Here is an 11,472-nt window from a genome sequence, read left to right on the forward strand (position 1 = left end):
CGCCTCGAGCTATGTGAGGTCAGTCACGGTCGACGACGGCTGCCCAGGCCAAGCTCCCCAGCACCATCGCAAGGGGATCCGACATGACGAGCACCACCCGAAGCCCGCTGGGAACCGCGCTCCGCGCCTGCTTTCCCGCGCTCACCGCGACCTTCGTGCTCAGCCTCTTCATCAATGCGAGCATGCTCGCCTCGCCACTCTACTCCATGCAGGTCTATGACCGCGTGCTCACCAGCCGCAATCTCGGCACGCTGGTCATGCTGACGCTCATCGTCGGTGTTTTCCTCGTGCTGTATGGCGTCCTCGAATTCGCCCGTTCCGGCGTTCTGGCCCGTGCCGGCGTGCAGTTCGAAGGCACGCTGCGCCACCCGCTGTTCGAGACGATGATGAAGGCGGAGCTGTCGCCGCGGCATCGCTTCGGCCAGCAGATCATCCGTGACGCCGAGACCATCCGCGACTGCATCTCCAGCGGCACCGCCGCCATTGCCTGCGATCTGCCGTGGACGCCGGTGTTCGTCGCGCTGTGCTTTCTGCAGCACGCCTATCTCGGAATCCTCTCTTTGCTCGGCGCGACGGTGCTGTTCTCGCTGGCGCTGCTCACCGAATTCTACACCCGCGCCAGCGTCGAGCGCACCAACGCGCTGGCCAACGAGGCCTCGCGCTTCGTCGCGGCGGCGCTGCGCAATGGCGAGGTCGTGCGCGGCCTCGGCATGGGCGACATCGTCATGGACCGCTGGAGTTGCCGTCAGTCGGCGATGGTCGATGCCCACAGCACCCTCGTCGAGCGGGGCGCGGCGATGCATTCCGTGACCAAGTTCGCGCGCATGGCGGTGCAGACCTCGCTGCTGTGCATCGGCGCCTGGCTCGCGATCGAGCAGCAGATCTCGCCCGGCGCGATGATGGCTACGTCGATCATCATGGGCCGCGCGCTGGCGCCGGTCGAGCAGGTCGTCGGGCAGTGGAAGCGCATCATCGCATTCCGCTCCGCCTATCGCCGGCTGGAGGAGCTGTTCCAGGCCCTGCCAGTCACGGCTGCGCCGACGGCGCTGCCGACGCCGCGCGGCGACATCGACGTCGAGAACGCCGTGGTGTGGCCGCCGGCGGCCGGCCGCCCCTCGGTCAAGGGCGTCAGCTTTTCGCTCAAGGCCGGCGAGAGCCTCGCTATCGTCGGCGCCTCCGCCAGCGGCAAGTCGAGCATGGCGCGCGCCATGGCTGGGGTCTGGCCGCTACGCGAAGGCGTGATCCGCATCGACGGCGCCGCCTACAGCCAATGGGACCCAAACCGGCTTGGCAAGCACATCGGCTACCTGCCGCAGGACATCGAGCTGTTCTCAGGCACCGTCGCCGACAACATCGCCCGGCTTGCGAAGGTCGACGAGGCCGCCGTTGTCGCGGCCGCCAAGGCCGCTGGCGCCCATGAGGTGATCCTGCGCCTGCCGAACGGCTATGATACGCCGATCGGCGAAGGCGGCGTGGCACTGTCCGGCGGCATGCGGCAGCGCGTTGGCCTCGCCCGCGCGCTCTACGGCAATCCGCGGCTCTTGATTCTCGACGAGCCGAACTCGAACCTCGACGAGGACGGCGAGCGGGCGCTGGCGCACGCCCTGGCCCAGGCGAAGGCCGCCGGCCGCACCGTGATCGTCGTCACGCACCGTCCGCAGCTTTTGGCGCATGTTGACCGCATCATGGTGATGGCCTTCGGCAAGACGCTGGCATTCGGCCCGCGCGACGAGGTGATCGCCAAGATGCGCGGCCAGCGTGTCGTCGTCGCCCACGACCGGGCGACCGCCAGCGCCGCGGCCTGAACGAACCCAGTGCAGATCGCACACCGCAAGGAGCCGGCCATGATCAAGTTCACATCGTCAACGAGGACCCTGCGGCTGGCCTTCGCGACCGCCGTCCTGCTGCCGATCTCGGCTGCGGCGGAGACGCCGATGACCGCGCGGCAGATGCTGGCTCACGCGCAGACCCAGGCGCTCAATGTCCCCAGCGATATCAGGAAGCCCGAGTTGGACCGCAGTGAAAAGATCACCAGCGAGGCCGCCTCCGCAGGCAATGCCGCCATCGCCGCCCCGCTTCCGATCATCGAGCCGCCGGCGCCGATCTCGCCGCCAGCCCCGGCGCTCACCGCACTGGCTGCGCCCGTCCCGGCGCCTGAGGCAGCTTCGTCGCAGACGCGTACCAACTCGCTCACGGCCGCCGCGCCCGTTGCTGAAGCTACCAAGACGTCGAATCCAGCGCTCGCGACGCCGCCGGTCACGGCCGCGGCTTCACCGGCCCTCGTCCGCGCGGCCGCTCCTGTCGCCGCGCCGCCCCAGTCCGGCCTGCCGGCGGCGGCGGCCACCCAGACCACGGGGACGCAACCGGCCGCCTCGTCGTCCGCCGAAAAGCCTGCTCCTGCGCGGCATCAGCCAACCCGCGCCAGCGCGGCAGCGGCCCGCCCTGCGCCCAAGCCTGCTGCGAGATCGTCGAGACACAGCGACGAGGTTGCCATCAGTACCCGGATCTCGCGCATCATGCGCCGGCCGGACGTGCAGTCCTTGATGTCGCAATATGGCCTGGACTGACAACGAGCACCGCCAGACGATGGACGCTGATCGAGATCAGGCCCAGCGGCTGATCAGTTGGCCGGATCGAACATGCACTGCAGCGCGGGTTTCGCGATCTTGGTGAACGTGGGACCGATCTCCGCTCGCTTCGGTGCGGGCACCCAATCGGTCTCTATGGTCGGCACGCCGGTCTCACTGATCCCGCGCAGTAGCGCCTCACGCAAGTCGGCATCCTCCACCATCGCGGCCGCATGATCATGCAGGCAGGAGCAGACAGCTTCGGGATGCGTCCACCGGTCGAGCATATGAGGCGCACACTGCCGGACGAACTCGCCGCGCAGATCTGGCAATCGGGTCGTCGTCCGCGCCTCGACGCAGGGCCAGAAGAGGCACACCAGCACGGCAAGCGCCGCAGCGCCCAGCCGAAAACGCATGGTGGACCGCTGGTGCTTGTTTTTCGTCATGTCATCCACGCGGGCCGGAACGACAGGATTCGCATGTCGCTGATGGTTTCTTACCCGCTTCAGGTTTCAAGCGGCCTGCGGCACGGGCACAAAATGGTTTCATGGCCCCTCCGCTTCGTTTCATCGCGACCCACCCGACGACACAAAGTACAATCAAACCGAGAGTGATCTAAGCACCACCTGCTTTCGCTGCGCCAGCGCCATCCGGGGCAATCGTCAATCTCCCGATGGAGAGCTTCTTAACGACCTTGCGTTAACCGTGGCCGCCAGGGAGAACCTCCCAGGCCACCACAGCGATCCGGCAGCGCGGCGCGCTGGGGGACGAAGTTGCCCCTCAGGGTCACCATGGACGAGCGCTTGCCCATACCCAAGCCGAAAGTGTCTCGCCGCAGCTCCCTGGCTACGCCGATGGCGCAGCAGCGGACCGAGAGCTACGCCGCCTCGGCCCCACAGAGCCTGGTGCGGCTGATCGGCTGCCACGATCCTGCCAAGCAGCAACCGCCCAGCCAGGCTTTCGGCAGCCGATCTCTTGGCACGTCCCTTATTGAATGAAATCGCCGCACTTCTGGACTGCGCCGTCATCGGCTTTGCCCCAAGGCATGATCGGGACGGAGGAGGTCGAGTTCTTCGGCGAGCCCTCGATCAGCCTGTCCGAGTAGACCATGTAGACCAGCACGTTGCGCTTGGCGTCGCAGCCGCGAACGATCTGCATCTTCTTGAAGAACAGCGACCGCCGCTGCCGGAACATGTCGTCGGCCTGTTCGAGCTTGCGCTTGAACCTGATCGGGCCGATCTGCCGACATGCGAGCGAGATGTCGGAGACCTCCTCGGCCAGGCCCAGCCAGCCGGCATATCCGCCCTTCTGCGGCACCGTGAAGTGGCAGGCGACGCCCTCGACCTCTGGATCATCAACGCCATAGGTCGCGAGCTTGTCATTCGGGCTGAGCAATTTGAACACGGTCGACCGACGGAAGATCAGATCCGGCTCGTCTGCGGCGTATGCTGAGATGACAGGCGAGGACAATCCGATAAGCAGCAGGCAAGCGAGGGTTTTCAGCCACAGATCAAACCGTTTGGTGGCTCTGAACGACATGTCGGTCTCCGTTATACCGCCGATGCTCGGCATACCGCCCATGTAGGGACACAAATGCCTGCAAGGAAGGCGCTCCAGCCCGTGACCTTCCCCTACCCGTTTAACGGGATGTGAGGCTTTTCTGCTACGATTGGAACGAAATCACGCAGGGCAGAAGCCCCAAGCTGGTGAACGCAGACTCCGTCTGCGACACTAAAGACCAGATGGTTCTTGAGGATTTGCCGGAATGCTCTGCGTTCGTGCGGCCGCCAGGGGGCGGTTCTATTGTGCAGCAATCGTTTCAGTTCCGCTTGCCCTCGCAGCGACTTCACAGGCTGACGCAACGTCTTATTACTACTGGAACGACTCTCAGCCCGTCGCCATTGCTCCGACCATACGCCCGGCCGCGCCGCGCAAGCCCAAGGCGCGCCACCTCGACAAGCTGAAGACCGAGAAGGAGGCTGCCAAGCCGCAAGGGCCGCTCACGATCGCGGTGTCGATCAACAAGCAGCAGCTCAAGGTCTACGACGCAAACGGTCTGTTCGCGGAAGCGCCGGTCTCGACCGGCATGAAGGGACATTCCACCCCGATGGGCGTGTTCAGCGTCATTCAGAAGCAGAAATTCCATCGCTCCAACATCTATAGCGGCGCCCCGATGCCGTTCATGCAGCGCATCACCTGGTCGGGCGTCGCGCTCCATGCGGGCGTACTGCCCGGCTACCCGGCCTCGCATGGCTGCATCCGCATGCCGCCAAGCTTTGCAACCCGCTTCTATGGCTGGACGCGGATGGGATCCCGAGTCCTGGTCACGCCGAACGAGGTGGCTCCTGCGAGCTTCTCGCATCCCATGCTCGCTGCACTGAAGGCGCCGCAGCCGAGCGCATCGGTGCAACCCGATGCGACTGCGCCGGCGGCGATCAAGTCGGACAAGGGCGCCGCCGTCACCACCGCGATCACAGTCGCGACGACGGATCTGCGCGCCACGATCGGCCATGCCGAGAGCCCGCGCTCCGGCGAAGGATCGCCCGCCGCGTCGCGCCAGGTGCGGACCGCCGACGCCGCCAACGCCAACGGACTCCCACCGATGGTCTCGGATGCTTCCCCAAGCGTCGAACCATCGCGCTCGCCACCGGTGGAGGTTCAAAGCGATACTGCCGATCTGAAGCCCAGTGTCGCCGAGACCAAGATTGGGCCTGCGACCGCCGACGCTGAGGCCAAGTCTGCCCCCGGCGACGTCGCTCCGGCGAGCGAGCCAACGAATGCTGCGCAGGTGGCCGCTCCGGCTGTCGAGAAGCCGGCTGAGGCATCGAATGCCGAAGCCACCGGTTCGACCGAACTCCAGCCTGCCGAGTCTAAGCCGGCTGAGTCCAAGTCGGTAGAGTCCAAGCCCGCCGACGCCCCGATCGCGGACCAGCCTGCGTCGCCGTCCACACCGGCGGCAGAGGCACCGGCGAAGGCGGTCGATCCCAACGATCTCGCCAAGGATCAGTCGCGTGTTGCCGCGCCGGACAAGCCGATTGCGCCCAAGCCCGAATTGAAGCGCAACAGCCAGATCGCGATCTTCATCAGCCGCAAGGATTCGAAGCTGTACGTGCGGCAGAACTTCGCTCCGGTGTTCAACATCCCGGTCACCATCGCACCGGGCGACAAGCCGCTCGGCACCCACGTGTTCACCGCGACGGCTGACAAGGCCGATCCGGCGACGATGCGCTGGTCGGTCGTCTCGCTGCCCTCCTCGGCGCGGAGCACCGCGGCGAACGATGGCGCCGCCAAGGCGGTCCGGCGCGGTAAGAAGTCTGCGGGCGCCGATGCCGAGCTGAAACAGGTCGTTCCGCTGAGCAGCGCGGCCGAGGCGCTCGATCGCATCACCATTCCCGCCGATGTCATGGCGTGGCTCGGCGAAGCCCTGTCGACCGGAAGTTCGCTGATCGTCTCCGATCAAGGCATCAACCAGGGCGAAACCGGCGAGGGCACGGACTTCATCCTTTCGCTGCGCTGAAGACCGACGCCGTCCCTCTTTCCGCCCTACGGCAAGGGTATCCCGTGCCGCAACGCAGTCTGATCCAGCGCAACGCCGAAGCCGTTCACGCATCGGCAGGTCGAGCGCGGGCACATTCATGCTGACGGGGCTGGCTCTGCTCAGGGAGATTCACATGATCAATCGCAGGATGGTTGTTCTCGGCATCGGCGCCTCGTTGTCGGGCGCGGCGCTCACGTCGCAGGCGGCTCATGCCGACAATGCGGTGAGCAAGATGACCGCCTACCGCTTCTCCTTCCCGGCGCTGGCCGGTGAGCCGATTCGGCTCGCCGATTTCGCCGGCAAGCCGGTGCTGGTCGTCAACACGGCCTCGCAGTGCGGCTACACCCCGCAATACACCGGCCTCCAGAAGCTGTGGAGCGAGTTCCATGAGCGCGGGCTGACGATCATTGCCGTGCCGTCCAACGACTTCAACCAGGAGCCCGGAATCGCCGGCGACATCGCCGAGCTGGCCAACAAGGACTATGGCGTGACCTTCCCGATGACCGCCAAGGCGGTGGTCACCGGTTCCAACGCCCACCCGTTCTACCGCTGGGCCGCCGAGGCGCGGCCCAAGGAGACGCCGCGCTGGAACTTTCACAAATATCTGATCGGCCGTGACGGCTATATCGCCGACGTGTTCGCCTCCTCGGTCGAGCCGACGGAGACGCGGGTCAAGACCGCGGTCGCCCGGCTGCTGGCGAACGGCTGAGCAACACTCGGCAGGAATGCGGCGGAAGCCGGCAACTTCCCCGTGTTTTTGCCTTGTTTCCTTTTGGCGCCACTCCGGCTGCTGGGCTAATATCCCGGCCGGATGACGGAGCGACTCTCGGCACTGGCGCTCCCGTTGCAACAACCCCGAGGAAACACGATGCGGATTGCAGCAGGATTGGTGTTCGCGAGCTCTTTGGCGGCTTCGCTGTTGACGTCTGGCGTGGCGTGGTCGCAGGCGCAGCGCACGGCGGCGGCACCGACCCCGGCTGCTGCCGCACCCGTACCCGCTCCGGCCGCTGCGGTGCAGACCCAGCCGCCGCGCGCGCCCTGCATGAACCCCGAGGCGCTCGGCGTCGGCCGCACCGTCGAAATCGACACGACCGGCGGTCCAGGCTTCGGCTTCGAGCACTTCAAGGACCTTGACTTCCTGAAGGATCACGAGGTCGTGCTGACCTTCGACGACGGCCCGTGGCCGGAGAACACGCCCAGCGTGCTCAAGGCGCTTGCCGACCAGTGCACCACCGGCATCTTCTTCATCATCGGCAAGCATGCGACCTATTATCCGGAGATCCTGAAGCAGGTCTACAATGCCGGCCATACGGTCGGCACGCACACCTGGTCGCATGCGGCGCTGACCAACAAGAAGCTGACCGAGGATCAGCGCAAGGAAGAGATCGAGCTCGGCATCAGCGCCGTGAAGTGGGCGCTCGGCGGCAACTCGCCGGCGCCGTTCTTCCGCTTCCCGGCCCTGCAGCATCCGCCGGAGATGGTGACCTATCTCGGCACCCGCAACATCGGAATCTTCTCCTGCGATCTCGACTCGTTCGACTTCAAGGCGCGCAATGCGCAGGCGGTGCTCGACGTCACCTTCAAGAAGCTCGACAAGCTCGGCAAGGGCATCATCCTGATGCACGACTTCCACAAGCATACCGCCGAGGCCCTGCCCGAGATGCTGCGCCGCCTGAAGGCCGGCGGCTACAAGGTGGTCGCGATGCGCGCCAAGGCGCCGGTGCAGTCGCTGCCGCAATATGACGAGCAGCTCGCCAAGGTCGCGAAGCTGCCGACGGTGAGCCAAAGGCCGGTCTCGAGCGTTGTGACGACAGTGTCCGAATGAGACAGGATTCCTTTCGTCAGTGACCAAGCTTCGTATCGAAGGTTACGTGATCGTGTCGGCCGACGGGATGTTGGCCGACGCGCACAATGCGATGCCGCCCGCCCTGAAATTCCCCGGCGACGCCGCATTCTTTTCCCAGGCCCTCGATGGCGCCGATCTGATCGTCCATGGCCGCAACTCCTATGAGGACCAGCCGAACTCGCCGAAGCGCCGGCGCATCGTCGTGACCCGCAAGGTCGCGGGGCTGGCGCCGGATCCGGAGAAGCCGCTCTCTACCCTTTGGAATCCGGCGGGCGCCTCCTTCGAAGCCGCCTGTGAAGCCGCGGGCGTCAGCTCTGGCACGGTGGCCGTGATCGGCGGTCCGGTCGTGTTCGAGATGTTCATGGACAGCTACGACAGCTTCTTCCTGTCGCTGGCGCCCCACGTCTCCCTGCCCGGCGGCGCGCCGTGCTTTCCAGGCGTCGGTCCCAACCGATCGCCGCAGCAGGTGCTGACGGCCCACGGCTACACGCCGTCCAATCAGCTGATGCTCGATCCCGCCGACGACGTCAGCGTCACCGCCTGGAAGCGATCCGCTTAAGGCTCCCTCCTAGATATCTCCGTAGGCGCTCTGCTCCGGTGCCTTCGGGCCCTTGCCGTAGCCGAAGATCATGAACAGCGCGCCGATGATCGACAGGTTCTTCAGCGCGTCGATCAGGGTCTTGGCGTTGTCGGGCGGGGTCTGGTTCCAGAAGTCATGGAAGTAGAAGATGGTCGCGCCGACGAACAGGATCATCAGAGCCGCGAAGAAACGCCCGAGAAAGTTGAGCGCGATCATCACGCCGGCGAGCACCTCGAACGCGCCGGCCGCGATCGCCAGGATCTGCGGCATCGGCATCTTGGCAGCGGCCTCGAGCTGCGCCGCGTAGGGCGCGAGCATGGTGGGAATCGTGACCTTGGCGGCGATCAGATCGGCGGTGGCGGCAATGCCGAACAGCTTGGTCGCGCCCGTGTAGATGAAGATCACGGCGAACAGAACGCGCCCGAATGTAATGAAACCCGGCATTCTCGCCCTCACGGATCAACTTCAAACGATGTGTCGCCGGCCCACCGGGCCGGATATGTGACGTCGCGAACGCTTTTCAACAATAAAGGCGGGCGGAATACGACCGAAACCGGACGAATTCCGCCACACTTCGATCACGCCAACCCGCTTACGCGAACAGCGTCGGCTGCGCTCTCCCGGCCCGCTCCTGGGCCTCGACCGCGGCCACCGCCGTCATGTTGAGGATGCCACGCGCCGTCACCGACGGCGTCAGGATGTGCGCGGGCCTGGCAGGGCCGATCAGGATCGGCCCCACCGGCACGGCATCCGCCAGCACCTTGATCATCTGATAGGCGACGTTGGCGGCATCGAGGTTCGGCATGATCAGCACGTTGGCCGAGCCCTCGAGATTGGAATGCGGCAGGATCGCCTTGCGCGCGGTCGCCGACAGCGCGGTGTCACCCTGCATCTCGCCGTCGGCCTCGAGGTCGGGACGATGCTGCTTCAACAGCGCCGTCGCCTGCCGCATTTTGCGCGACGACTCCGTGTCGTAGCCGCCGAAATCGGAGTGCGAGACGAAGGCGATCTTCGGCTTGATGTTGAAGCGCGTGACGTGGTTGGCCGCGAGTGAGGCCATCTCGGCGAGCTCCTCGGCGGTCGGATCGGGGCGCACCTGGGTGTCGCCGATGAAATAGGCGCCCTTGCTGGTGATGGTGAGCGCCAGCGCCGCGTAGTCGCTGACCCCCGGCATGAAGCCGATGATCTCGCGGACGTGGCGCAGATGGCTCATGTAGCGGCCCTCGACGCCGCAGATCATCGCGTCCGCCTCGCCCCTGACGACGGCAAGCGCCGCGATCACCGTGGCGTTGGTCCGCACCACCGTGCGCGCTGCATCCGGCGTCACACCACGCCGTCCCGCAATCTCGATATAGCTCTGAACATAGGAGCGGTAGCGCGGATCGTCCTCGGGATTGACGAGGTCGAAATCACGCCCGGCCTTGATCGACAGGCCGAAGCGCTTGATGCGGGCTTCGACAACGCTGGGGCGACCGACCAGGATCGGCCGCGCCAGCTTCTCCTCCAGCACCACCTGGGTGGCGCGCAGCACGCGCTCGTCCTCGCCCTCGGCATAGATCACGCGGACCGGCTGCGTCTTTGCCTTGGCGAACACCGGCTTCATCACCAGGCCGGAGCGGAACGCGAAACGCTCCAGCAGCGCGGTGTACTCGTCGAAATTGGTGATCGGCCGCGTCGCGACGCCGGACTCCATCGCCGCCTTCGCCACCGCCGGCGCGATGCGCAGGATCAGGCGCGGATCGAACGGCGACGGGATCAGCGAGCCCGGGCCAAACCCCTGGGTCTCGCCGGTGTCGAAGCCGCGGGACACCGCGTCGGACGGCGGGTCCTGGGCGAGCTGCGCGATCGCATCGACCGCGGCCTGCTTCATCGCCTCGTTGATCGCGGTGGCGCCGACGTCGAGCGCGCCGCGGAAGATGAACGGGAAGCACAGCACGTTGTTGACCTGGTTCGGGAAGTCCGAACGCCCGGTACAGATCATCGCGTCGGGCCGCGCCGCGCGCGCCTCTTCCGGCATGATCTCTGGGTTGGGATTGGCGAGCGCCATGATCAGCGGCTTCTCGGCCATCTGCTTCAACAGCTCCGGCTTCAGCACGCCGCCGGCGGACAGCCCGAGGAAGATGTCGGCGCCGCCGATGACATCGGCCAGGGTCCGCTTGTCGGTCTTCTGCGCATAGACCGCCTTCCACGGATCCATCAGCGTGTTGCGGCCCTCATGGACGACGCCGTCGATGTCGCAGACCCAGATGTTCTTGCGCTGCGCTCCCATCGACACCAGCAGATTGAGGCAGGCGATGGCGGCCGCGCCTGCGCCCGACGTCACGATCTTGACCTCGGAGAGCTGCTTGCCGGCCAGCGACAGCGCATTCTTGATCGCGGCGCCGACGATGATCGCGGTGCCGTGCTGGTCGTCATGGAAGACCGGGATCTTCATGCGCTCCTTGAGCCGCGCCTCGATCTCGAAGCACTCCGGTCCCTTGATGTCCTCGAGGTTGATGCCGCCGAAGGTCGGCTCCAGCGCCGCGACCGTCTCGACCACCCGGTCGATCGTGTCGGCCGCGATCTCGATGTCGAACACGTCGATGCCGGCGAATTTCTTGAACAGGACCGCCTTGCCCTCCATCACCGGCTTGGAGGCCAGCGGGCCGATATTGCCGAGGCCGAGCACGGCGGTCCCGTTGGAGACGACGGCCACCAGGTTGGCCCGCGCGGTCAGCGAGGCGGCCTCTGCCGGGTTGTTGGCGATCTCGGTACACGCAGCGGCGACGCCCGGCGAATAGGCCAGCGCCAGGTCGCGCTGGTTGGCGAGCGGCTTGGAGGCCTGGATCTCCAGCTTGCCGGGCCGCGGCAGGCGGTGATAGGCCAGGGCTGCGGAACGAAGATCTTCAGAATAGGACGACGACATACGTGCTCCAGCGTTTCCGACCCGGATTTTTGGTCT

Annotated in this window: 10 protein-coding genes; 6 read left to right on the top strand and 4 right to left on the bottom strand. The window is 66.0% G+C overall.

Annotated features, from left to right (window positions below; all coding sequences use genetic code 11):
• Positions 1 to 83 precede the first annotated feature (83 nt).
• Both QW845_RS03520 and QW845_RS03525 read left to right on the top strand, forming a co-directional pair.
• The gene (locus QW845_RS03520) at positions 84 to 1,805 is read left to right on the top strand and encodes a type I secretion system permease/ATPase (RefSeq protein ID WP_315800243.1); all 1,722 of its coding nucleotides are present in this window, start codon (positions 84 to 86) and stop codon (positions 1,803 to 1,805) included.
• Positions 1,806 to 1,844: 39 nt separating this feature from the next.
• Positions 1,845 to 2,567 carry a hypothetical protein gene (locus QW845_RS03525; protein ID WP_315800244.1) on the top strand — a complete coding sequence of 241 codons (723 nt, stop codon included), beginning with the start codon at positions 1,845 to 1,847 and terminating at the stop codon, positions 2,565 to 2,567.
• Between the two features lie 53 nt (positions 2,568 to 2,620).
• On the opposite strand, the gene QW845_RS03530 is transcribed toward QW845_RS03525, so the two are convergent.
• Together QW845_RS03530 and QW845_RS03535 are read right to left on the bottom strand one after the other, a co-directional pair.
• Positions 2,621 to 2,983 carry a hypothetical protein gene (locus tag QW845_RS03530; protein WP_409997867.1) on the bottom strand — a complete coding sequence of 121 codons (363 nt, stop codon included), beginning with the start codon at positions 2,981 to 2,983 and terminating at the stop codon, positions 2,621 to 2,623.
• A gap of 571 nt (positions 2,984 to 3,554) precedes the next feature.
• A complete protein-coding gene (locus QW845_RS03535) occupies positions 3,555 to 4,106 on the bottom strand; it encodes a CreA family protein (RefSeq protein WP_315800246.1) in 552 nt (183 codons plus the stop codon).
• Positions 4,107 to 4,332: 226 nt separating this feature from the next.
• On the opposite strand from QW845_RS03535, the gene QW845_RS03540 reads away from it, so the two are divergent.
• From QW845_RS03540 to QW845_RS03555, 4 genes are all read left to right on the top strand, one after another.
• On the top strand, positions 4,333 to 6,084 hold the full coding sequence (locus QW845_RS03540) for a L,D-transpeptidase (protein ID WP_315800247.1): 1,752 nt from the start codon (positions 4,333 to 4,335) through the stop codon (positions 6,082 to 6,084).
• A 154-nt stretch (positions 6,085 to 6,238) separates the two neighbouring features.
• Entirely contained in the window at positions 6,239 to 6,814 is a 576-nt protein-coding gene (locus QW845_RS03545) for a glutathione peroxidase (protein ID WP_315800248.1), read from the top strand.
• Positions 6,815 to 6,973: 159 nt separating this feature from the next.
• Entirely contained in the window at positions 6,974 to 7,930 is a 957-nt protein-coding gene (locus QW845_RS03550; protein ID WP_315800249.1) for a polysaccharide deacetylase family protein, read from the top strand.
• A gap of 19 nt (positions 7,931 to 7,949) precedes the next feature.
• On the top strand, positions 7,950 to 8,510 hold the full coding sequence (locus tag QW845_RS03555; RefSeq protein ID WP_315800250.1) for a dihydrofolate reductase family protein: 561 nt from the start codon (positions 7,950 to 7,952) through the stop codon (positions 8,508 to 8,510).
• A 9-nt stretch (positions 8,511 to 8,519) separates the two neighbouring features.
• Here the strand turns inward: QW845_RS03555 and QW845_RS03560 are convergent, their stop codons facing one another.
• Positions 8,520 to 8,975, bottom strand: a complete 456-nt coding sequence (locus tag QW845_RS03560) for a DoxX family protein (protein ID WP_315800251.1) — start codon at positions 8,973 to 8,975, stop codon at positions 8,520 to 8,522.
• Positions 8,976 to 9,123: 148 nt separating this feature from the next.
• Complete coding sequence (locus tag QW845_RS03565; RefSeq protein WP_315800252.1) at positions 9,124 to 11,436, bottom strand: NADP-dependent malic enzyme; 2,313 nt, start codon at positions 11,434 to 11,436, stop codon at positions 9,124 to 9,126.
• Positions 11,437 to 11,472 lie beyond the last annotated feature (36 nt).

This window comes from Bradyrhizobium sp. SZCCHNS3002, assembly GCF_032377435.1.
Classification (GTDB): domain Bacteria; phylum Pseudomonadota; class Alphaproteobacteria; order Rhizobiales; family Xanthobacteraceae; genus Bradyrhizobium.

What these genes read in the sequence shown, in the direction of transcription:
- QW845_RS03520 (WP_315800243.1), top strand. Translation starts at nt 84, where the DNA reads ATGACGAGCACCACCCGAAGCCCGCTGGGAACCGCGCTCCGCGCCTGC.
- QW845_RS03525 (WP_315800244.1), top strand. Translation starts at nt 1,845, where the DNA reads ATGATCAAGTTCACATCGTCAACGAGGACCCTGCGGCTGGCCTTCGCG.
- QW845_RS03530 (WP_409997867.1), bottom strand. Translation starts at nt 2,983, where the DNA reads ATGCGTTTTCGGCTGGGCGCTGCGGCGCTTGCCGTGCTGGTGTGCCTC.
- QW845_RS03535 (WP_315800246.1), bottom strand. Translation starts at nt 4,106, where the DNA reads ATGTCGTTCAGAGCCACCAAACGGTTTGATCTGTGGCTGAAAACCCTC.
- QW845_RS03540 (WP_315800247.1), top strand. Translation starts at nt 4,333, where the DNA reads ATGCTCTGCGTTCGTGCGGCCGCCAGGGGGCGGTTCTATTGTGCAGCA.
- QW845_RS03545 (WP_315800248.1), top strand. Translation starts at nt 6,239, where the DNA reads ATGATCAATCGCAGGATGGTTGTTCTCGGCATCGGCGCCTCGTTGTCG.
- QW845_RS03550 (WP_315800249.1), top strand. Translation starts at nt 6,974, where the DNA reads ATGCGGATTGCAGCAGGATTGGTGTTCGCGAGCTCTTTGGCGGCTTCG.
- QW845_RS03560 (WP_315800251.1), bottom strand. Translation starts at nt 8,975, where the DNA reads ATGCCGGGTTTCATTACATTCGGGCGCGTTCTGTTCGCCGTGATCTTC.
- QW845_RS03565 (WP_315800252.1), bottom strand. Translation starts at nt 11,436, where the DNA reads ATGTCGTCGTCCTATTCTGAAGATCTTCGTTCCGCAGCCCTGGCCTAT.